The organism is Limnobaculum zhutongyuii, assembly GCF_004295645.1.
Lineage (GTDB): Bacteria > Pseudomonadota > Gammaproteobacteria > Enterobacterales > Enterobacteriaceae > Limnobaculum > Limnobaculum zhutongyuii.
Genome location: NZ_CP034752.1, coordinates 4,357,127 through 4,379,831 on the forward strand (window position 1 = coordinate 4,357,127; position 22,705 = coordinate 4,379,831).

Below are 22,705 nucleotides of genomic sequence, written 5' to 3' on the forward strand. Positions count from 1 at the left end.
ACTCTTCATTTACAACTCAAACGAACATATCGTGCCTAATAACAGAAAATAACCAGAATAATGATAAGGGGATATTGGGAAAGGAAAGTGGAACCAGCCGCGAGACTAAAATCAATTTATCTATTTGAATTTTTTACTTATTAATAAAAAAGCCCTGAGCAATACTCAGGGCCTTGAGACGGACTAAATAGCAGACTTAGTGCTTATTTAAATTTCTGGAAGAAATCATTACCTTTATCATCCACCAGGATGAACACAGGGAAGTTTTCTACCTCAATTTTCCAGATAGCTTCCATATCCAGCTCAGGATAAGCTATGCATTCCAGGCTCTTGATACTGTTCTGCGCCAGAATAGCCGCTGGTCCACCGATACTCCCCAGATAGAAACCACCATGCTTCTTACAAGCATCCGTTACCTGCTGGCTGCGGTTACCTTTTGATAACATAATCAGGCTACCACCGCGAGACTGGAAAGCATCGACATAGGAGTCCATACGGCCCGCCGTGGTTGGGCCCAGTGAACCGGAAGCATAGCCCTCTGGTTTCTTCGCCGGACCTGCATAATAGATTGGGTGGTCTTTAATGTACTGTGGCAGATCTTCGCCTTTATCCAGCATAGCCTGCAAGCGTGCGTGAGCGATGTCACGACCAACGATAATCGTGCCCGTCAGAGAAACGCGAGTTGAAACCGGATACTTCGACAGTTCGGCAAGAATCTCAGGCATCGGACGGTTAAGGTTAATATGTACCGCTTCACCTTCGCCAGCTTCTCTGTATGACTGTGGAATATATTTACCCGGATTGTCTTCCAGCTTCTCAATCCAGATACCTTCTTTGTTAATTTTCGCTTTAATATTACGATCTGCAGAGCAGGAAACCCCCATGCCGATTGGGCAAGAAGCACCGTGACGAGGCAGACGGATCACGCGAATATCATGAGCAAAATATTTACCGCCAAACTGCGCACCAATACCCAGGTTTTGCGCCGCCTTCAGCAGTTTGGCTTCCATATCTAAATCACGGAATGCCTGACCGCCTTCATTGCCGGTCGTTGGCAGCTCATCATAGTATTTGGCAGAGGCCAGCTTCACGACTTTCAGGTTGGTTTCAGCAGAGGTACCACCAATAACGAAAGCTACATGGTAAGGAGGACAAGCTGCCGTACCCAAGCTCTTCATTTTTTCGATCAGGTATTTTTCCAGTTTTTCTGGCGTCAGCAGCGCTTTAGTTTCCTGATACAACATGGTTTTGTTTGCAGAACCACCGCCTTTAACAATGCACAGGAACTTATACTCAGAACCCTCGGTGCTATAAATATCGATTTGTGCAGGCAGGTTGCAACCCGTATTCACTTCATCGTACATATTCAGCGGAGCATTTTGAGAGTAGCGCAGGTTATCTTCCACGAAGGTATTAAACACGCCGCGAGATAATGCCTCTTCATCATTACAGCCGGTCCAGACGTTCTGGCCCTTTTTCCCCATAATAATGGCGGTGCCGGTGTCCTGACAGAAAGGCAAAATGCCTTTGGCCGCAATTTCAGCATTGCGCAGGAATGTCAGAGCAACATACTTATCGTTTTCACTGGCTTCCGGATCTTCAAGAATTTGGGCTACCTGAGCCTGATGAGCGGGGCGCAGTAAGAAAGAGGTATCATGCAATGCATGCTGTGCCAGCAGTGTCAGAGCTTCAGGTTCAACTTTAAGGACCTCGTTTCCTTCAAACTCTGCTACTGAAACGTGATCTTTTGTCAGTAAATAATATTCTGTATCGTCTTTTCCTAGTGGAAAGGACTCCTGATATTTAAATTCAATCGTTGACATGTGCTTCCAGCCTTTTATAAGTTTTTTGAAAAAATCAACACGATATATCGTGACTGATGCCTGAGCGACGCCGACACCATAAAGTAAGGAGACTCTTTATACAACTGTTTGTGAACCCATTTGGCTCATAAATTTAAAGCGTTTTTATTCTGCTGATTTTATAAGAGTTTTATTTATTTTTATTATGATTTTAATGAACAGAATCGCACTGAAAGGGCTACAAAATATCCAGTAGATATTCCTGAAAGCGGTGCGCTATATCCTTTTACCACTGCTTTTTTATTGCAGATATAGCGCACGCTAATTACATCACAGGAATCCGTACGCTGCGGCGAATATCCAGCCGAATACGCAAGAGACACCCACACCGATTAATCCCGGCAGAATGAAGCTGTGGTTAATAACAAAACGACCGATACGGGTAGTACCAGAGCGGTCAAACTGGATAGCCGCCAGATCGCTTGGGTAAGTTGGCAGAATGTAGTAACCATAACACGCCGGTGCAGAAGCAACGATGTATGCAGGGTCAACACCAATGGCCAGTGCCACTGGAACAATCGCCGCCAGCGCAGCCGCCTGAGAGTTAACAAACTTAGAGACCAGCAGTAACACAATAGCGTATGCCCACGGGTACTTGGTGACTAAGTCGCCCAGTACAGATTTGATTTCAGACATATGCGCGCCGAACATGGTTTCTGCCATCCAGGCGATACCATATACCGCCACGATAGCAATCATCCCCGAACGGAACACCTCATTCTTGGAAATCAATGCCGGATTGGTTTTGGTAATAATGATGATCAATGCCCCTGACAGCAACATGAACATCTGGATAACCAGTACCATTGACAGCGCTTTGCCATCAAAGGAAGGACGCAGGTTAGAGAAGGCACCCAGCAGAGCAACAACCGCAATAGAAGCCAGGAAGATCCACATGGCAATCCAGTTACTGGTTGGCAGTTTTTTGTCTAACAGCGTAGCGGTCTCGCCATAAACATAATGTTTGTTTTCCGGAACAGAGATAAATTTCTGGAAATCTTCATCCTTATCCAGGTCTTTACCACGGAACCAGCTGAAAATACCAATCGCCAGAATACCAATCAGGGTTGATGGGATGGTAATTGACAGCAGGTCTAAAAACTCCAGATGCTTACCGTTAAAGGTAAAGTTCCCCAACATCGCTACCAGAGAAACTACCGCTACGGATACCGGGCTGGCAATGATACCCATTTGGGCACCAATGGAGCTGGCCGCCATTGGGCGTTCAGGACGAATATTATTCTTAATCGCCACGTCATAAATAATGGGGAGAATGGTGTACACCACGTGACCAGTACCGCAGAGGATCGTCAGTATACAGGTCACAAAAGGTGCCACAATAGAGACATACTTTGGATTTTTACGCAGCAGCTTTTCCGCTATCTGCAGCATCACATCTAAGCCACCGGAGGCTTGCAACGTCGCCGACGCGGCCACCACCGCAATGATTACCAGCATTACATCAACAGGAGGTTTACCCGGCTGAAGATGGAACACAAACACCAAAATAACTAAACCCACACCGCCCAGTAAACCGAGCGCAATACCACCTTTACGTGCCCCATAGAACAGACAGATCAAGATGATAAGAAGTTGTATAGCAAAATCCATGTATACCCCCGAACATACCAATTAATAATCAAAAAAAGTGAATCTGTTATCTGAAATTTAATTGTTTTGTTATTTCTAATTTGTCAGTGATTTTCATCAATTATTAAGACTTACTCGAAACGATGAGCAGCCTTGCCAAAACATATGAAATTATAAAATTAATAATTATCCCAAAAATCTCATTATTAATTTTCCCTGCTCTACTCCCATATGGTTATTCGACTATATATGGTTTAATCCATCCATTTTTTGATGCAGATATAATTTTTAACTAATAGTTTGCGCTCAGACGATATATAAAAGGGAAATTAAAATGAAATAACGGAAAACAAGATAGCCCAGCGATACCAATGGTTAACGACCTGTGAATTGTTCTCTAAATATATACATCAATATATATTCATTTTATTAACCAATAAATAACAATTTAATATTATATGGATTAATCAGGCAGGCATTTAATTAATATAAGAGGAATTATAAAATAGCCAGGATAAATCTGAAGTATTAAATGAAAAAAAGAGCAGACTACTAATCCCCCATGTTACTATCAATTAAAAATATAAAAGCCACACGATGGTGGCTTTTATCAAATGGCTAAAGATTATATTTTGCAGCCTTCACAGTCATCTTGATCTTGAATAATTTCAGGAAGTTCATTTACTTTCTGTTCGGCTTTCTTCTCTGCTTTCTCTAATTCAGCATCGATATCAAAATCAAAAATATCATCACTCATATACAATTCTCCATTCGGTCAGAAACAAATTATAGCCTACTCCTGAGTCGTCCAGTACCACATTCTGCCGCCTTATCACCCCGGTCAGTAAACAACAAACATATTGCGCTGATTTACCACACATTTCGGTTGGTAACTTCTGATGGGGAGGCATATAGTATTGATACACATCGTTTCTCATCCGGACAGGAAGCAAGCATTTTAATGGCACTGTTACTTAAATCACTCATCGGCGCTGCTGTCGTCATTTTGATTTCTCTGCTTTCTAAATCAAAATATTACTATATCGCCGGGCTGGCTCCGCTATTCCCTACCTTTGCCCTGATAGCCCATTACAGCGTTGGGTCTACCCGTTCAACATCAGATTTACGGGAAACCATACTATTTAGCGGATTCGCCACCCTACCGATGCTCAGCTATCTGGTGGCGCTCTATTGTCTGGTCGGTTATTTTCGGCTGGTACCCTCACTGCTGATGGCCTGTGTGGCTTGGGGTATTGCCGCCTGGATTCTGGTCACACTATGGGGCTATGCGCACGGGCATTAATTTCTCTTTTTAGCTTTAGCCATATCACATACTGCATAAGGCGTAGGATTATTATGCTGTTCAATGGCCTGCCTAATCAATGGAACATACTGTTCAGGGAACTCATCCTGATACCTGTTCACTCGCGTCTGATAATCATAATTATGGCCGGAGAAAGTTCCGTCGCTATAAACCGATAGACCATACTGCTTATGCTTTGAAAGATGCGGAGTTTTAGACCCACGAACCTTGTCCGGATCGTGTTCGGGCTCCTGCTCTGTTTTACTGATAACAAATTCATCGACGTCAAAAAAGGCCACTGACTGAATGCCATCACAAGGTTTATCCGTGCTCTCACAGTGATAATCTCTTTTATGCATATATTTAACCACGTATAACTTCTCATCATTCACAATGATGGCGAAATCTCTCGACATATGCATATGGCTTCCTGAGCCACCAATGCCATAAGGCAATCCAGAAAAACTGTTACCACCATCAACGGAATAACTCAGGAAAGATTCCCAACATACACCACGATTATTGCAATGGTATTGCCTGAGTGCTTTTGGTAGTACCACAATATCCGGATCGCTATTTTCAAAGAAAACTTTACCCTGATAGTAAAGAATATCTTCACTTAGCTCATGGCGCAGCGCTTTGCCGGTGTCGTTATACCAAACTTTTCCACCTTCACAGTTTTCATAGTTCTCTAATGTCAGAAACCTGTCATTATCCAGCTGAAAAATAACCTGAGGTAAATACTTCCCATGCTCTTTCTTATCGGTATCAGACTGGTCGCACCCAAGCAATAAAAAAGATAGAAAAATGGTCGCTAACCCAGACCATAATTGCCTTTTCTTAACTATCCCTGTCATCAATACACCTTAAATATCCATTACCATTTCATGCCACGACATCCCGCCGTGATCGGATTCTGATTGCTTCACATAAACAAAACCAAATTTTTCATACAACCCGATATGGCGCTGTTTGCACATCAGATGAATCGTTTTTTTACCCAGCTTCTGCATATGTTTGATAAATGCCTTCATTAAAACTGCAGAATAGCCTTTGCCCTGAAAATCAGGATCAACGACCACTGACATTATCACGACGTTTGGCGCATCAGGATCGTGACCGATGAGCTCTTTAAACTCCTCATCAGACATCACCACATCATAAGCGCAGCCACAGTTAATAAAGCCCGCGATGCCTTCCGGCGTTTCCAGAACCAGAAAGCCCTCAGGATAAGTTTCTATGCGTTTGGCTATGTTCGCTTCCGTCGCGGCTTCATCACCTTCATAGGCGGTTATTTCAATCTGATAGCAGCGGGCGGTATCTTGCGGTTGGGCCGTTCTAATTTTCATGGATTCCACTATTCTATTGTCCTTAACTTTTCACGATATTCCTGGTGCCAGACTCAGGCAAACTCGAAGACTTTCCCGACACCCACTTCATTAACATTAGTGGTTCGGGCCAGCGCAATTTTGGCGTTCAGATCGGTACAGTGGCAGGGATATAAACGCTCCGGCTGTATCCGACCTAAATGCTCAGCAGTACGGGACATCAGGGTTTCACTGGCATTTTGTAGATGAAAGCCGCCAATCACTGCCAGCACTCGTTGCTCTCCGGTTACGCTGATAGCGTAATCCACAATGTTACAGATACCAGAATGAGAACAGCCAGAAATCACGACCAGACCTTCGGGGCTGATATACACCAATGCACTATCATCCAGCATATAATCACCCACCAGATTGCCACAACAATCTTTAGTTTGGCCTACCGGCCGCTGAGCTTCAAAGTCATTAGTTCGCTCTATTTCACCAAGAAACAGTAAGTTGTCAGTAATGTAATAAGGCTGCTTAGTTTCCACCTTGTCCAGATAATTGCTGTAGCAATCCTGTGGGTAGTTTGCGCCAATAATCTTCTCGCCGTGGAACTTGGGCGCAAAGGCATCAGGATGGGCAACCAGTTGAATGCGCCGGTCCGTTGCGCGATCGGTACGATCAAAGTACTGCATCAGGTGACCTAATCCCCAGGTATGGTCGTTATGCCCGTGGGACAAAACAATGGTATCCACCTGTTTCAGATCGATACCCAAAATATCGGCATTTTGCATAAACACATCAGAGTAACCGGTATCCAGCAAAATTTGCCGACCATCAATATCAATGTGGTAGCACACCCCCGGCTCACCCACCAGATAACGGTCGATAAGCGTATTATTATCCAGCAAGACGGTTAATCGCATAACGTTCCTTATTGGTTTCCCGCACTCTCACCTGTAAAAAGCGACTCTCGTCTTATCAGGCAGACATCCGTGCAATATAAAAACTCTGCTGAATAAGCACAAGCAATATCCGGTGATTAAAGCAACAAAAAACCCCGCCATCAGAGTGCGGGGTTGGATTAATCCATTCGATAATTACTTCACGACCTTCACATCCTTCACGCTAAAAGCTTCATTTTTATATTGCAGATTAATCACCTGAATACCGTCGCTTTCCGGTAAGCGGTAGTCAGGAACCCGTTTATTCAGGAAGGCTTTTACAATCAGCGGATGAGTAAACACCGCCACATGACCTTTACTGAACTCATACTGGTAACCGATCCCGGATAATAACGAATCTAAGCGGAAAGCAGCGATATCACCATTTTCACCATCATCCGGCGACAGAAAGTGGATAACGCGATCGGCGGAGAACAGATCTTTTGCTGCCTGAGAATCACTGGCTTTAATCGTCTCTATCTTTTCTGCTTCCCAGTGGCCAAGGAACATTTCGTCCAGATTTTTATCTTTGATTAAGGTTTGCTGATGTCCGGCAAGCACGGCTTCTGCCGTCTTATACCCACGCCCCAGTTCACTGCTGTATGCGGCAGTAAAATGGGTATTTTTTAAATCACTCTTCAATTGTTGATTGGCTTTTATTCCCTGAGCAGTAAAGTCTGAATCTGAAGTTCCTTCCATTACGCCGACCTTATTCAAAATAGTCATCGGATTGATCACCAGCGTGATGTCTAACGGAGGCAGTTGCTTCTCTTTGGCATAGCCAGATTTCAGGTATTCAGTGTTATTAAAGTCCACCAGCGAGAATGTCCCATCCTTTAGCTCTAATACTGACACGCTGGTATTGGATAGTCCGGAAAGGGGTTTATCTCCCCGATATTTTTGCAGGTAGAAAGCCATGGATGAGTGGGCCGTGACTAAAATATTCCCACTTTGTCCCTGATGTTGGCGGGCGATCTGTTTTAACGCACCTTCAAATCGCTCAGAAAACTGATACATATTTTCCGCATTCACCGGCGACTTAAAGTCCGGATCGTTAAACTTGCCAAAGTAGAACTCAAAATCATTACCGGAATGACCAAATTTACCGGTTAAATCATCAATGCGCCCACCTTCAGCATCGCCCCATGAGATATCTTTCAGATTCTCAATCTGCGTTACCTGCATGTTTCTGCCCCGCAGAATCTGATTGGCGGTTTCATAGGCGCGACCCAGAGTACTGCTGTAACCGGCAACAAAGGGGACATCAGCCAAGCCTAACCCAAGGCTGCTGGCATCATAACGTCCTTTTTGCGTTAGCTGAGCGTTACCTCCGCCGCCAATGGTCATCTCTTTAATATTTGAATAAGTCTGACCATGCCTGACCAGATAAAAGCGTAATACCTTGGCTTCATCGGTCTTCGATACCGAGGCTGCAAATGCAGAAATCGGCCCCCATGTCATGGCCGTTACCAGAAACAGCGTAGCCAGAGATTTTATTGTATTCTTCATCGATTACTCCTTTTGGCACATAGTTGGCCGGAGTAGGTGTGCCGTTCAGCGTTTTGGGATTTAGCACGCTGAATGTCACACCATTCACCGGCCCTAAATATCATCGCGGGAATATCTGGTGATATCCCCGCGAATCTGAGAAAAGGAAAAACTAAGAAGCCATACCCATACCAACAATGTTTGCCGCCAGAATAATCACCAGACAGCCAATACACAGGATACGTACCGGCTTGCGGCCAACACCCAACCACTCTTTAAGCAGCAGGCCAACAATGCCACCGCACAGCACATAGAAGCTCATATGCAGCATCCAGCTCATATAGCCATAATGTTCCGGAACGTTGGCATGTCCCCAGGCATAAAAGAAGAATTGCAGATACCACATCACACCGCCCAGAATGGAGAACAGCGCGTTGGTTATCAGTAGCTTTTTAGCCACAGAGAGGTCAGCTTTAACAGAAAGCTCTGGTTTGATTGCCAGACGAATAAAACAGAAGCCCAGGTTAACAATGGCTCCACCACCCATAATCACCACGTAGCTTGGCAGTGCCACATACAGCGGGCTGATACCTATCTGCTCTGCCGCCTGATGCATTGGTTTTGCCGCATCCATAGCAAATGACATACCGGCAGAGAAAATGCCGCACATGATCGCCAGAATCAGACCTTTTCTCAGGTTGAACTCTTCAGCCTGAATTCCGAGCGCCCGCTCTTTTAACAAACCGGCGTAACTAACAATCGCGACTCCAATAACCGCGACAAACACCCCCAGCAGCGTCATCTGCCCGCCAGAGGTATTGAGCAACAGGCCAAACTTGCCCTGTAATACTGGCGTCATCAGGGTTCCGATGATGAGCGTCACCCCAATAGCAATACCTATCCCTAACGACATGCCGAGAAAACGCATGGTTAAGCCATAGTTAATATTGCCTATCCCCCACATCGCACCGAACAAAAATATGGGCAGCAGCGTTGCAATGGAGAACGATCCAAAGTAAGCCCAAAAATCAAGTAACAGCAGATAACTAACGGTCCAGGGAAGGATAATCCATGAAAAAAAGCCACCGAGAGACCACATAGTTTCCCATGACCATTTTTTAACCTGTTTAAATGGCGCATAAAAACATGCGGCGCTGGCGGCGCCAACGAAATGCCAGAAAATACCCAGAAGAATAGAACCACTCATACCGGTAACCCTTTATTATTAAACATTATTAACCGCAGGGGGCCGCAATCCGTATCGCGGCATTATGAATGAATGAGGAATACCTCATCACTACAATGCCTTCATTCTAAAAATGAATCTGTCCGCCAGCCTTTATGCCAGTGCCACTGTCTTACGGGTATTGGCAAAAAACAAAAGATGAAGGTGAGCGGAGTCACAAAATAGTGAATTAAAACAGGATGTCTCATTTGATGACCACTGATTCAGTGGTTTTAACAAACTGTCAGAACGAACAAAAACAAGGAGTATAAAAGGCGTGGAAATAAAAAAGCCGGAACCAGAGAAACCCCCTCCGATTCCGGCTGCCAGCGCGCTGGCAAAAACAGACGAATACTTAGTCCAGATAGAAAACCTGACGCAGCTCAGCACTCACCGGGCTATTATCCGGATTAGAAGGCATAACATCAGACATATACTTCCACCAGCGTTGGCAAACATCGGTTTTTGCTACCGCATTCCAACGCTCTTCTGATTCAATCTCAACATAGCCAAACAGTTGATGACCACGTTCATCGAGAAAAATACTGTAATGGTGCGCCCCATGGGCTTTCAACACCTGTTCCAGCTCTTCCCATATCGGGCTATGCCGCTGCTGATACTCTTTATGTGAGTCAGGATTTACCTGCATTAAGAAGGCTTTACGAATCATAATAATTAACTCCATTCACTACCTGACAAAAGACTACCAATGTCTTGCAGTCTCAGATTCATGACAAAATCTGATTTGTTCAGTTTGTGTTTTGAAATGGTCAATTGTCGGGAGGGGCTCCCGTGGGGGTCGACTTGGCGTGAGCCAACGACAAACAGGCAAAGCCTGTTTGAACAGCGCTTGCGCTGGCCCGTCAGGGTGAAACACCGCAAGGTGTTTCATAACTGCCCGTAGGGAGACCAGGCCCGACACGCTCTGAAGCCAAATACAGGCGGTCTTCCGGTCGAGCACAACGTCAATATAATCACTTTCGATGTTACGACCGGAATATTCATTGAGGCCAATTTATTTGGTTTGTCAGCAGCCTGATACGCTACAGTTTAACCGCCGACGCCATCGGCGTAACACCAAACCGCTTAGCTAAAGCCACCAGTTCCTCCGAAGAGATGGTCTGTTTTTTACCGCCCATGGATCGAACTTTCACCATGATTTCTGCCGATTTCTCCGCGGTATCGATTAATCCAAATGCATCATCCAGCGTTGGTCCAGTGCCGAAAATACCGTGGAACGGCCAGAGCACCAGCGGGTGGTGCTGCATCTGTTCTGCGGTGCTAACGCCAATGCCATCGGTACCCGGCACCATCCATGGGACAATCCCTACCCCATCAGGGAAAACCACCAGACACTCGGTGCTACCTTCCCACAATTCGCGGGTAAACACTTCGTTTTTCAACTCCAGCACATAGCTAAGAGCAATCAGGTTAGTGGCATGACAGTGCATGATGACGCGATCTTTGCCTGCGCTGACACCCATACGCACAATGTGTGACTGGAAATGAGCCGCCAGTTCAGAGGTCGGTAAACCGCCTTTATCCAGCCCCCACAGAATACGATATCCGCTCCCTTCTCCGTTCACCTGCAGAACCACCAGATTCTCCGCCGGATTTAACTGCACATTGCGGAAGAACTTGCCCGATCCGGTCACAATAAAGTAGTGATTTGCCAACTGTGGCATCGCCTGACTAAGCGCCTCGTAACGAGGTTCGGCATAAAAATCTTTTTGATAAGGGGCGATGTCTTCAGGCAGCAAACGCAGGCTGATATTGCCGCCGTTGCGTTCATCCCAACCTTTAAGCCACATATCGCTGGTCGCTTTGACCATACCCTGAACAAACCAAGAAGAAATAATGTGTTGCATAATAGAGAGCCCTTAACGTTTGCTGAGTACGGATTGTTCATATTGGCGAACGGTTTGTAACCACTCACTGCCCGCCGGTACGTTATGACGCTGGCAGTAGGTTTCCCATACGGCCTGCCACGGTAAACTTTTTTGCTCTTCGAGCATTGCCAGTCGGGCGGTGTAATCACCGTCAGCTTCCAATTTGCGCAACATATCGGTAGGTTCCAGCAGCGCCCGCAGCAGTGCTTTCTTCATATTGCGGGTACCGATTACCCAGGCAGCAATCCGGTTAATCGAGGCATCAAAGAAATCCAGACCGATGTGTACACGATCAAACAGGCGGTTACGGATAATTTCATGGGCAATGGCCTGAGTTTCGTCGTCCAGCAGTACCACATGGTCGCTGTCCCAGCGCACCGGACGGCTGACGTGTAGCAGCAGATGTTGCACATACAGCATGGCGGTAGAGATCTTGTCGGAGATAACTTCGGTCGGGTGGAAATGTCCGGCATCCAGACAAAGTGCAGTTTTACGGGTGGTGGCATAACCCAGATAGAATTCATTAGAACCCACGGTAAAGCTTTCAGCACCGATACCAAACAGCTTACTTTCTACTGCATCAAGGTGATATTTCTCATCAATCTTCTCGCTAATCACTTCATCCAGTGCAGTCATCAGACGCTCGCGGAAGGCAAAGCGGTCAACGGTCAGATCTTTCATGCCATCCGGAACCCAAATGTTCATCACTGAAGCGGTGCCCAGCTCACGTCCAAAGTAGGCAGAGATACGACGACTGGCCTGACAGTGTTCAATCCAGAATTTGCGGATCTCCGGATTCGCGTGGGATAGCGTAAAGCCATCGGCACTAAGAGGATGAGAGAAGCAGCTTGGGTTAAAGTCCAGTCCCATGCCTTTCTGGCGCGCCCACTCAACCCAGTTGGCAAAGTGTTTTGGCTCAATTTCGTTACGCTCAACGGCGGTATCGGATTCCAGATAGATAGCATGCAGATTCAGGCGTTTCGGCCCCGGAATTAACGCCAGCGCCTGCTCCAGATCCGAACGCAGTTCTGCCGCGTTGCGGGCTTTTCCGGGATAGTTTCCCGTCGCCTGAATACCGCCCGTCAGAGCGCCACCGGTATTCTCAAAACCAGCAACGTCATCCCCCTGCCAACAGTGCATAGAAACGGGTAAGGTATCCAGCAGCTTCAGTGCGGATTCCACATCCACATCAAATTCGGCATAGCGGGCTTTGGCCAGATTCCAGGCCTGGTCAATTGATGTTGTCATAGTACAAATTCCTCATAAGAGTGGCTGAGTGCCTGAAAGCGGCACCAGTGTTGTGCAAAATCAAAAACAGGATTTGGGGTATAGCAGCGCAGCGGGAAGCTTTCGGTTAGCAGCTTGCGGTAGCTGGCAACGCTGTCGATTTCTCCCAGCCCCATCAGTTGGCAACCAATATTTCCCAGCGTGGAAGCTTCAACCGGTCCGGCTAATACCGTCAGTTGGCAAACATCGGCGCAAAGTTGGTTCAGGAAGGCGTTCTGACAGCCGCCACCCACGATATGCAGTTGCTTAATCGGCTGCCCCTGTAAGGCAGAAAGCTCCAGCATCACCTGACGGTAGAGCATGGCCAGACTGTCAAAAATACAGCGAGCCAATTCTTCCGGCACTTGTGGCACCGGTTGCTGATGTTCAGCGCAGGCCTGACGGATCTCTTCCACCATGGAGGAAGGATTGATAAACCGCTCATCATTGGGATTAATCAGGCTGGTAAAAGGCGGCAGCTTCTCTGTTTTAGCAATCAGCTGCGGTAGGTCGGTTATCTTCAGCTCACAGCAGATGCGCTGCAACAGCCACAGACCCATAATATTTTTTAACACACGGTAAGTACCGTTAATGCCGCCTTCGTTGGTGATATTAGCGGCCATCGCCTTCAGGTCATTAAACGGATTGACGCTTTCAATTCCCATCAGCGACCAGGTTCCTGAACTCAGGTAGGCACAATGGTGTCCGGTTAACGGCGCGGCAATCACCGCGCTGGCGGTATCATGGGTGGCAACAGAAACCACCGGAACCGAACGGCCTGACGGCGCCTGCCACTCACCAATTGGCGTTCCCGGCTGGGATGGTTTAGTCAGCCATTGAGCGGGAATGCCCAGATAATCCAGCAGCTCCTTATCCCAGTCACCGCTGCTCAAGTTGAGCATTTGCGTGGTGCTGGCATTGGTATATTCATGGTTAATTTTGCCGGTGAGGCGATAGTGCAAATAGTCAGGTATCAGCAGCAAATGCTTAACCTGCTCAATCAATTCCGGCTGTTGCTCGCTGAAGGCTTTCAGTTGATACAACGTATTAAAGGGCAAAAACTGAATACCGGTTTTCCAGTACAGGTTTTTCTGGCCCAGTTCGTTCATCACTCGGGTCATCACGCCATCGGTACGATGATCCCGATAGGCATACGGCAACCCAACGCGTTCGCCACGCTTATCCAACAAAACGTAATCAACGCCCCAGGTATCAATACCGATACTGGCGATCCGCACACCATTATTATCAATGGTGGTCAGTCCGGTGAGAATTTCGCGCTCAAGCGCCGCCAGATCCCAGGTATCATGACCGTCCACCGGCGTCAGACAATTAGTAAACCGATGGATCTCTTTAAGCGTTAAGCGTTGAGTTGAAGCACTCCAGGTTGCCAGCATCACCCGCCCACTGGATGCGCCTAAATCAATGGCGACAATATTGCGTACGCTCATAGTAACCTTCCCCTTATTCATCTATAGCGGGAAGTCTACGGAGAGTAAGTCGCCTCTACCTTCGGGCCACTGCCATGCCACCAGCAGGTTTGGCAAAATAACAAAGACTGATGTGAAACCGATCACAAAATGGCAAAACCGCACTGAATTATCGGGCCAAAAATGTAATGTGACCTTCTGCACAAACTAATCAATAAACTCGTCAATCTTAAAAAAATGGTCATTTTTGGCCGATGTCACGTCTGATTTCTAAGGCGAAGCGCCCCGATCTTCCTCTAAGCTTTGAGCTACACGATGTTGAAAGGAGTCACAAAAATGACCTTACTAAAAAGTGATGGCTTTTTTGCATCCGATGCCTCAACGGTTGCAATTGAGAACCGGGCACCACAATGTGTTTTTCCTGAACACAGCCATGATTTCTATGAAATCGTTCTTGTGGAGCACGGTTCCGGCGTGCATATCTTTAACGACACTCCCTATGCACTATGCAGCGGCACCGTTTGCTTTGTTCGCGACAGAGATCATCATCAGTTTGAAAACGTGGATAACCTGCATTTAACCAATGTGCTGTACCGTTCACCGAAGAATTTTCGTTTTCTGACGGATATCGAAGCCTGGTTACCCGGTTCTCATGCCCAGCAGCAATCACACTGGCAAATCAACTCATCTGCATTAAAAAAAGCGAAAAACTGCATTGATTGTCTGCAAACGAGTACCAACAGCAGCGAACTGGAAGATATTGCGTCCAGCGAAGGTTTATTCTTACAACTGTTGATGTTGCTACGTCAAAGCTGCTTCGAAACCGCCAGACAAGACAGTCGGGAAGCCTGCGTTGGCGCACTGCTTAACTGGCTACGCAATAACTACAATGAAGAGGTGAACTGGGAAGAGCTGGCAGAGCGTTTTTCGCTGGCCCTGCGCACCATGCACCGTCAGGTGAAACAGGCCACCGGTATGACGCCACAGCGCTATCTTAACCGACTCCGGCTGCTGGAGGCCCGACGGCGTCTGTTTCAAAGCGATGACAGTATTACCGATATTGCCTATGCCTGCGGGTTTAGTGACAGTAATAATTTCTCGGTTCAGTTTCGGCGAGAATTCTCGCTGTCGCCACTACAAATGAGAAACGCTACCAGCCAGTAATAACAAACCGTTACTTTAATCAAGGTGACTAATGACGACCAGATTAAGACCTCCATCACCGTAAAGCTGACGGTGATATGTCACACTGAATACCAGAAGTGCCGGCAGGGAAACAGATCGCATGTCATTACTGAAACTTCACACTCATGATTTCTTTTTTAGCGAGAAAAATACGGTAACCGTTGCCGAACGGTTACCCCAACCGGTTTTCCCTATTCATACCCATGACTTTTATGAACTGGTGATTGTCCGACGCGGCAATGGCCTGCATATCGTCAATGACGTGCCCTACTATATTACCTGCGGCGATTTGTTCTATATCAACGCCAGCGACCATCATGGCTATGAGTCGGTTAACGATCTGGAGCTGAACAATATTCTCTATTGCCGCTCGCGATTAAACCTGTCCGCAGACTGGGAGACACTGATCCCCGGCGATAATGACAGTCAGGAAAAGCGTTACTGGCGACTGGGCATTCAGGGAATATCCACCATTCAGACGGTAATTGATGCGCTGGCAAAAGAGTGTATTAAATCTGATGCCCTCTCTGTTCAGCTAAGTGAGTCCCTGTTTCTACAATTAATTTTACTGTTACAGCGTTATCGCCACCCGCCGGACAGTCATCAACTGGCAGATGCGCAGTTGCTCGACCGTCTGATGCTGGATTTGCATGCGGGTATCGGTAACGCCTTCCGGCTGGAGGATTTCTGCCACCGCCACCAGCTATCGCCGAGAAGTATACAGGCGCTATTTAAGCAGCATACCGGAGTCAGTATCAGCCATTACCTGCGCCAGCTCAGGCTGTGTAAGGCGATGGCATTGCTGCGGCAAAAACAAATACAAATTAGTGAAATATCATCAGAATGTGGCTTTGAAGACAGCAACTACTTCTCTGCCGTCTTCAGTCGGGCTCTGGGCATATCCCCCAGCGAATACCGCCAGCGTTTCCGTTAAAATGCCCTATCTGTATCCCAATTTTACCTCTGTCAGGAGAAACCATCATGGGAAAACTACTGGAACAACTAAAAGCCGTATTACCTGAAAAACTTTGGGTTCCGGATGAACTGGCACAGCTTTATCAATGGATTGAGCAGCAAGGCTATTATGAAGACTACGACGATGGTCATCGCACCGGATTTTTATATCCCACCGATAAGCTGGAAGAGAGCTGGACAGACGAGGAACGACAAGGGGGAACCATCATTTTGTTTAACGCGAACAGAAATGATGGATTACGCTACTGGTTCGGGCTGGAGGAAGATAAGCCGGAAATTTGCCAACGCCTGTGCGTTTTTGCCCGCACCGGAGCGGAGGGTTCTGAAGCGGCACTGTGGCTGGACGATGATGGAAAGCTCAAAATAGTGCATATGGGTTCAGGTTCCGGCTCTATTCTCAGCTGTATTCTGGCTGATAATATGGTGGACTTTCTGCGATTACTGGCCATTGGATATGATGAGATATGCTGGAATGAAGAGTTCCCTTATCCACCCAATCACGCACAATCTGACAGTGGTATGCATATTCACCCTAACGTGGAATTTCAGCAGTGGGTGCAAAAGACCTTTAATACCACTATTCCAGCCACGGCTTTGGAAATTGTTAAGCATCCGGCGGAGATGGGCGATCGGGACAGTGAAGATGCGTTTTGCCGTTGGGCAGAAAAGCATAGTAATTAGGTTATGATTAATCTATGGCAAACAACAGTAACAGGACAGAACATGCCGCACATTAAGACCGGGCTAATCGCCTGCATTTTGCTGGGTATAACGGCGGGTACTTCGGTAGCTGCAAGCACTATGGTGCTGTCGGGAGAATACACCTTTTATACCGACGAAATGAGCCTGGAGATGATCGGGCAAAATATCTGTATATTCCCGGATGCCCAAAGCGGTAAACAGATCCCCCGCAGTAAGGGTGATGAGCGGGATCTTTGGTTCTGTTTTAGTGATTTCCAGCAGGCCAGAAAAGCATTAGATGTTCCCGCCGCCCCGCCCAGACAGGGTTGTGGCTATAGCGGTAAGCTAACGGTAGAGGTGGCGGATTACCGTATTAATGAGCAACAAAATGATGACTTTGATGTGGCGAGGTTGGTGAAGGTCATCAGCCATGATAAGCCGGAAGTGATTGAGTGCCAGCCGTAGCTGAGTCATTAATATGATGCAGGCCAGTAATGGAGAATTCATTCAATGCCAGAGGTGAAACGTCGGGCGATTCAGGAGATGTTTGGTTCTTTAGTTTTTATTAATTGAGATTGGATAACTTCAGAAAAGTTAGTACTTCACACTTTATCTTCTGGAGCGATATTTTAATTGACTATCTATTATTACCTTGTCCAGTCCCATACGTTGACTTTCATCACCTTTGATCATCTAATTCCAACATAGCCGCAACGGATGACATTCATTATTGCGGCTAGCCACATACAACAACTGAGCTTAACTGTTATCGTGAAAGGTTATACTAAGGGTTCATATAGAGCCTGATTAGTTGCTTATCTACAAAATTAAATTTATAGGATTTATCAATGAGAGAATTATTTTCTATTATTTTAGTTTTTCTTTCATTAAATTCATTTGCTACCAGCAAAGACAATTTGATTGGTATCTGGGCTATGTATCCGTTGAAAAATGGCATTGCCAATGTAATTGAATTTAAATCAAATGGAACATCTCTATTACACCCTTTTAATTGCGCAAAACCTAATGAAAAAAATGAGTTAGAAATATTTACATATTCAATTAATGAAAAAAATAACATAATCCAATTAAAATCTCCTTCGTATAGCTTCGACTTAAAAATATTAGAATTGAAGCTATCTACAATGAGACTAGAACAAAAAATCAATGATGATATCAATCTCTCATTCGATTATTTGAAAATGGATAATGTGCATCCTTTGTGCAAACTCTACATCGGACCTGTAAATGCCCCACCTAAGACTGAATATAAAGAAAGTGATTTTATTCCATCTCCGATGATACCATCAGATAAAAACATTAATGACTACATAGGAAAATGGGCTAATAATGAGGGTGTTACACAAATTGAAATTTCTCAAAATGAGAATGGTCACGCTTATTTAAAGACAGATAGTAATGAAAATTGGACTTTCCTCTACAATAATGTCCATTGGGTCAATAATGAATTACATTACGAATCCTATGCATATTCAAAAAAAGAAACTCTATATGAACATCCATTCCACAAGTCACAACATAGTTCAATAATCAAGATTATATCCAACAATAAAATGCTATATTCGTTTTTCATTGGAAAAGAACGTTACGATATTGAATTAACAAGAGAATAATGCCCTTTCATAAAACTTTAGGAACAAGCAGGAAAGTATTAGTATTTTGTTGAACAAAAACGGTGCCAATGTGCATTACAGGTGCACATTGGCACCTGTAAGCCTCAAAGAACAACCTCAAACCTGAACTTAGCCGTTACTGGCATATAACACGGCAAACAATGCCGTCATCTTCTCTTGCAGAATAAACTGTAGCGACTCTTTTGTCGGCGTGTCATCAAGATTCACTACCGCGCTAATCAGCGCAAGGCATTGCTCCGCCAGTTCCAGTGGGTCATTTGAGGTCACTTCAACAGGATTAATCATCGATACGCCCTCCAGTTTTCAGGTAACAAACTGCAATGGAGGAGCGTTTTTCCGATCCCGATCTGAAATTGGATGGGGGGCGAGCTATAAATTCAGGGTGAGTTTGGGTATGCTTCACGACAGCCATGAGGTTACTCCAGTAACGTTGTGGTTAGAAACCCCGTTAGTGTTCCCGCACTACGGGGTTTTGCCTTTTAGCAGGCATATTGACCTGCACCGCCACAGTATATTTATACAGCAAAGGGGTCAATTGAATGGCCGGGGTTTTGATGGGAAAATTTGGGATTTTGGGGGAGTATCGCAAAAATGGAATGATTTATTTCACTGAAGCGTTCACTACGAACCTATATATTTACCAGAGTCATCTCGCCATAAAATAGCGGGCATTTCATAAAAATACATATTCAGCTCTTCATCATTTTCATCGGTTACGTTATCCGGCCAATTTTCCTGAAGATAATTAATGATGGTGTCACTATCTGTTTTCCAATATGGTTCTTTCTTACCTAAAGGATCGTCTGGTCTACAAAATCGTACAGCCCCATCATCAAGTAATACTTTGATAATATTAAAAAACATATTTTTATATGTAGATAGAGCATGATCAGGATTCCAGCCAATAGTGGAACCAAATAGCCCGGATAGCCATAACCCTTTTGAATCTTTAATTATTTTCTCAGTGTTAGGTACAATGTTCATTTTTCCTCCTTGATGCAAAATTCATTGCAGTCATCATTACTTTTGGTAGCTAAAGTAGTGATTATCATATGAATCTAAATACAAAAGATCAGAACTAATCTTAATCAGTAATTAATGTTAGATCATGAAAATACCCAATCATTTTGCAGAGTGATTTTACGTTAATAAAACCCATCATAATTTCTGTACTAAATTCATCAGACTCGAAGTTAATTATTTTATTTGAGCCTGACTTATTATCATTCAATATAGATAATTTACATAACGACGATATATAATCGCCATTTTTAGATTGCATTTTTATAAAGTACTCACCCTGATTTATATAAGATATCTCCCTAATAAATTTAACATCTCTATTATCAAACTCTGGTGTACTCACTATTCTGGCTCCAATACATATCACTCATTGACTGATGATTGAAATAGATATTCAACTTTAACCTTCTACATCAGGTCCACACCAAAGTACCATTCTTATGAAGCCATACTGCCCCTCCCGGACAGTCTTCATCAAAAAACCAAAGTCCCTCTTCCATTTCAACTTCTGTCTTAGGAAATTTTTGTTTAAAAAGCTCAATTTATTCAGATATCGTTCCTTCTAAAAAAATACCCTTCTTCGCTAATTTTATTAAATTATTTTCCAATAGCCTTTCAAACAGTATGAAAAACACTTTTTTTCTTAACTCAAATGTTTTAGCTAATGATTCTGTTGACCACCAAACAGACTGTAAATTTCGACCTTCTAACGCATTACAGTACTCAACAAAATCAAATTTGAAACCATCTGGTAATTTCATTATTGATATCCCCTAAATTTAACCATTATTTGTTATTTATGTAATTTGATTATTAAGTAAAGGAAACATCTGAAGCAGATTCATCAAAACAAACATTTCTTTCCCTTCAGGAGCCCAAACACGGATACCTTCGTCACCAAGATCAAGATAGTTAAAAGTCATTTTCGATTCTTTGCCTTGTTTAACCAATGATGGAACTTTTATTTTCTTATTAATATCATCAAGATGAATACGATGAACTAAGCCACTGTGCATACTAACGACTTCTAATCCACTAATAAAAGTCCATAACTCTTTACCGTTCCAAAATACAATTACAGGGATGGTCTCTATACCCGCATACTCTAACAAATGCTGCTTGATAGAATCATGCAACCCTGTGAACACTAACTTATCAGAAGAACTTAACTTATTTCTCTGGAGCCTCCAAAGTAGTTTCTCTTCATAAAAACTTTTCTTATTCATCAAATAATCTCTGCTTCATTTTAAGTCCACTCCAAATAGCCATCTTCAAGTATCCAGACTGCTCCCCCAGGGCAAGACTCATCAAAAAACTAAAGGCCATTCTTTGAGCCGTTCAGATATTCACCTTCCTCTGTTTTTGTACCGTGAGAATCCCAATATTCCCACCGGCCATTAAGTTGCCCCTGCTGATAGCTCATTCTCTCTGACAGCCGACCATTCGGATGCCATGCCAGCCAGACGCCCTCGCGCTTTCCTTTTCGATAAATACCGGAGAGGCGCTCCAGATGTCGCGTTGACCAGTAGTCTATCCACATACCTTCCTGCAGACCGCGCTTATAATGGCCAGACTGGCTTATCTGACCATTAAAATCCCACCGCAGCCATTCTCCATCCTTTTTACCATTCAGATAACCACCTTCAGCTGCCTTTTGTCCATTTTGATGCCACCCACGCTCAATACCGATTGGTTCACCATGTTGATAAACCGTTTCTGATAATTTCTGGCCGTTTTCATACCAACGTGAACTCACGCCATCGGGCTTATCATTGTGATAAAAAGTTTCCTGATATTTTTGCCCATTACTATGCCAGGAGGTTGATACCCCATGCCGTTTACCATCCTGATAGTGAATGACCCAGTTCAGTTGCCCTTCTTCAGTCCAGCCGCGCCAGACGCCATCTCGCTTAAGATTTTTATAATAGGTAATCGTGCGCTTCTGACCACTTTTATACCAATAGGTCCATTCGCCTTCTGGCTGATTTGATTGATAAGTCCCTTCCGCAATTTTTTGACCATCTTTATCCCACTGAGTCCAGCGTCCGTTTCTCACGCCATTAACGTAAGTTACCTGCTCTTTTTGCCCCTCATCATTCCACTGGGTAACGACGCCGTTATGCGTACTGTTACGTGCAGCAGAATTCGGCCCGTCATTGGTCTGAACATGTTGAGATGATTGTGAGAGGGGGCTGGCACAGGCAGTGACAAGCGGTAAAAGCAAACATCCGATAACTGCAGAATATTTTATGGGTAGCATTCGCTACACTCCTTACTTCCCTGACAGGCTTGAAATCGTCATTTTATACAGGACCGCAGGCAGAAAATGCCGCCTTTACCATGCCTGATGCACAGCTGCTATTACATCCTGGTTCACAGCCCTTATTGCATCCTGCAAGGAGAATACCGCAAAACGCCATAGTCATAATTAGCTTAATCATAGCAATTTCTCATTATTCGTTATTCAACGTTGATAACTGTATTGCTACAACGTGAAGCCAGAATGAAGTGGTTTACCGATGATTTAATAATCTTGAATATAAATAACACCCCCCCAAAAAAAAGCCCCTCAGCGAGGGGCTCAACCAAATGAGGTCTTAAATACGCTTACTATTATGTGTGTACAGGTAACACACATTACCTTCAAATTTAGTCACCCATTCGTATGATTTCAAATGCCAACAAACATATTATTAATAATATCTACTAACTGTTTTATATATCGAAGAAAATAGATATGGCCTGTATTTAATAGGGATATAGCATAGCTTTACAACTATTTCTGCTTATTCACCCCTGATTAAATTGAACTATTCCTCAACCACAGGAGAAGATGTCGATTTATAGCCTTTTAACTTATGTTTTGACCCACCAATACA

23 protein-coding genes and 1 pseudogene are annotated in these 22,705 nt (G+C 44.7%); 6 read left to right on the forward strand and 18 right to left on the reverse strand.

Annotated features, from left to right (window positions below):
• Positions 1 to 203 precede the first annotated feature (203 nt).
• The 3 genes from EKN56_RS19525 to EKN56_RS21525 form a co-directional block, all read right to left on the reverse strand.
• Positions 204 to 1,823, reverse strand: coding sequence for a fumarate hydratase (locus EKN56_RS19525; RefSeq protein ID WP_130593315.1), 1,620 nt, complete (start codon positions 1,821 to 1,823; stop codon positions 204 to 206).
• 309 nt (positions 1,824 to 2,132) lie between these two features.
• On the reverse strand, positions 2,133 to 3,473 hold the full coding sequence (locus EKN56_RS19530) for an anaerobic C4-dicarboxylate transporter (protein ID WP_130593316.1): 1,341 nt from the start codon (positions 3,471 to 3,473) through the stop codon (positions 2,133 to 2,135).
• Between the two features lie 604 nt (positions 3,474 to 4,077).
• A complete protein-coding gene (locus tag EKN56_RS21525; protein WP_260676945.1) occupies positions 4,078 to 4,209 on the reverse strand; it encodes a hypothetical protein in 132 nt (43 codons plus the stop codon).
• Positions 4,210 to 4,413: 204 nt separating this feature from the next.
• On the opposite strand from EKN56_RS21525, the gene EKN56_RS19535 reads away from it, so the two are divergent.
• A complete protein-coding gene (locus EKN56_RS19535; protein ID WP_130593317.1) occupies positions 4,414 to 4,755 on the forward strand; it encodes a GlpM family protein in 342 nt (113 codons plus the stop codon).
• On the opposite strand, the gene EKN56_RS19540 is transcribed toward EKN56_RS19535, so the two are convergent.
• The 9 genes from EKN56_RS19540 to rhaB form a co-directional block, all read right to left on the reverse strand.
• A complete protein-coding gene (locus EKN56_RS19540; protein WP_130593318.1) occupies positions 4,752 to 5,612 on the reverse strand; it encodes a T6SS immunity protein Tli3 family protein in 861 nt (286 codons plus the stop codon). The two genes, EKN56_RS19535 and EKN56_RS19540, sit on opposite strands and share 4 nt — an antisense overlap.
• A gap of 9 nt (positions 5,613 to 5,621) precedes the next feature.
• Positions 5,622 to 6,113 (reverse strand): GNAT family N-acetyltransferase, encoded by a 492-nt coding sequence (locus EKN56_RS19545; protein WP_407656501.1) that lies wholly within the window; start codon positions 6,111 to 6,113, stop codon positions 5,622 to 5,624.
• 44 nt (positions 6,114 to 6,157) lie between these two features.
• Complete coding sequence (locus EKN56_RS19550; RefSeq protein ID WP_130593320.1) at positions 6,158 to 6,991, reverse strand: MBL fold metallo-hydrolase; 834 nt, start codon at positions 6,989 to 6,991, stop codon at positions 6,158 to 6,160.
• 174 nt (positions 6,992 to 7,165) lie between these two features.
• Positions 7,166 to 8,518: a 2-carboxy-D-arabinitol-1-phosphatase gene (locus EKN56_RS19555; protein ID WP_130593321.1), complete on the reverse strand. Its 1,353-nt coding sequence runs from the start codon at positions 8,516 to 8,518 to the stop codon at positions 7,166 to 7,168.
• 151 nt (positions 8,519 to 8,669) lie between these two features.
• Positions 8,670 to 9,704, reverse strand: coding sequence for an L-rhamnose/proton symporter RhaT (rhaT, locus tag EKN56_RS19560; protein WP_130593322.1), 1,035 nt, complete (start codon positions 9,702 to 9,704; stop codon positions 8,670 to 8,672).
• Positions 9,705 to 10,077: 373 nt separating this feature from the next.
• Positions 10,078 to 10,392 carry an L-rhamnose mutarotase gene (gene rhaM, locus EKN56_RS19565; RefSeq protein WP_130593788.1) on the reverse strand — a complete coding sequence of 105 codons (315 nt, stop codon included), beginning with the start codon at positions 10,390 to 10,392 and terminating at the stop codon, positions 10,078 to 10,080.
• Positions 10,393 to 10,765: 373 nt separating this feature from the next.
• Positions 10,766 to 11,590 (reverse strand): rhamnulose-1-phosphate aldolase, encoded by an 825-nt coding sequence (rhaD, locus tag EKN56_RS19570; RefSeq protein WP_130593323.1) that lies wholly within the window; start codon positions 11,588 to 11,590, stop codon positions 10,766 to 10,768.
• 12 nt (positions 11,591 to 11,602) lie between these two features.
• The gene (locus tag EKN56_RS19575; protein ID WP_130593324.1) at positions 11,603 to 12,859 is read right to left on the reverse strand and encodes an L-rhamnose isomerase; all 1,257 of its coding nucleotides are present in this window, start codon (positions 12,857 to 12,859) and stop codon (positions 11,603 to 11,605) included.
• Positions 12,856 to 14,328 carry a rhamnulokinase gene (rhaB, locus tag EKN56_RS19580; RefSeq protein ID WP_130593325.1) on the reverse strand — a complete coding sequence of 491 codons (1,473 nt, stop codon included), beginning with the start codon at positions 14,326 to 14,328 and terminating at the stop codon, positions 12,856 to 12,858. Before rhaB ends, EKN56_RS19575 begins: the two co-directional genes overlap by 4 nt.
• 315 nt (positions 14,329 to 14,643) lie before the next feature.
• Between rhaB and rhaS the strand changes: the two genes are divergently transcribed.
• From rhaS to EKN56_RS19605, 5 genes are all read left to right on the forward strand, one after another.
• Positions 14,644 to 15,471, forward strand: coding sequence for an HTH-type transcriptional activator RhaS (gene rhaS / locus EKN56_RS19585; RefSeq protein ID WP_130593326.1), 828 nt, complete (start codon positions 14,644 to 14,646; stop codon positions 15,469 to 15,471).
• Between the two features lie 121 nt (positions 15,472 to 15,592).
• On the forward strand, positions 15,593 to 16,426 hold the full coding sequence (gene rhaR, locus EKN56_RS19590) for an HTH-type transcriptional activator RhaR (RefSeq protein ID WP_130593327.1): 834 nt from the start codon (positions 15,593 to 15,595) through the stop codon (positions 16,424 to 16,426).
• A gap of 47 nt (positions 16,427 to 16,473) precedes the next feature.
• Positions 16,474 to 17,148: a hypothetical protein gene (locus tag EKN56_RS19595; protein ID WP_210405316.1), complete on the forward strand. Its 675-nt coding sequence runs from the start codon at positions 16,474 to 16,476 to the stop codon at positions 17,146 to 17,148.
• A 42-nt stretch (positions 17,149 to 17,190) separates the two neighbouring features.
• Positions 17,191 to 17,613, forward strand: coding sequence for a hypothetical protein (locus tag EKN56_RS19600; RefSeq protein WP_130593329.1), 423 nt, complete (start codon positions 17,191 to 17,193; stop codon positions 17,611 to 17,613).
• 383 nt (positions 17,614 to 17,996) lie between these two features.
• Complete coding sequence (locus EKN56_RS19605) at positions 17,997 to 18,782, forward strand: hypothetical protein (RefSeq protein ID WP_130593330.1); 786 nt, start codon at positions 17,997 to 17,999, stop codon at positions 18,780 to 18,782.
• 129 nt (positions 18,783 to 18,911) lie between these two features.
• Here EKN56_RS19605 and EKN56_RS20975 read toward each other — a convergent pair whose 3' ends face one another.
• The 6 genes and pseudogenes from EKN56_RS20975 to EKN56_RS21395 all read right to left on the reverse strand — a co-directional run bounded on the left by EKN56_RS20975 (position 18,912) and on the right by EKN56_RS21395 (position 22,086).
• Positions 18,912 to 19,088 (reverse strand): hypothetical protein, encoded by a 177-nt coding sequence (locus EKN56_RS20975; RefSeq protein ID WP_168189568.1) that lies wholly within the window; start codon positions 19,086 to 19,088, stop codon positions 18,912 to 18,914.
• Positions 19,089 to 19,424: 336 nt separating this feature from the next.
• Complete coding sequence (locus EKN56_RS19610; RefSeq protein ID WP_130593331.1) at positions 19,425 to 19,787, reverse strand: hypothetical protein; 363 nt, start codon at positions 19,785 to 19,787, stop codon at positions 19,425 to 19,427.
• A gap of 581 nt (positions 19,788 to 20,368) precedes the next feature.
• Entirely contained in the window at positions 20,369 to 20,587 is a 219-nt protein-coding gene (locus EKN56_RS21390; protein WP_246019897.1) for a hypothetical protein, read from the reverse strand.
• 36 nt (positions 20,588 to 20,623) lie between these two features.
• Positions 20,624 to 21,052 (reverse strand): hypothetical protein, encoded by a 429-nt coding sequence (locus EKN56_RS19620; RefSeq protein ID WP_130593332.1) that lies wholly within the window; start codon positions 21,050 to 21,052, stop codon positions 20,624 to 20,626.
• 20 nt (positions 21,053 to 21,072) lie between these two features.
• Positions 21,073 to 21,141: pseudogene (locus EKN56_RS21670) on the reverse strand (DUF596 domain-containing protein); the annotation flags it as partial.
• Complete coding sequence (locus tag EKN56_RS21395) at positions 21,142 to 22,086, reverse strand: toxin-antitoxin system YwqK family antitoxin (RefSeq protein WP_246019899.1); 945 nt, start codon at positions 22,084 to 22,086, stop codon at positions 21,142 to 21,144.
• Between the last annotated feature and the right edge of the window lie 619 nt (positions 22,087 to 22,705).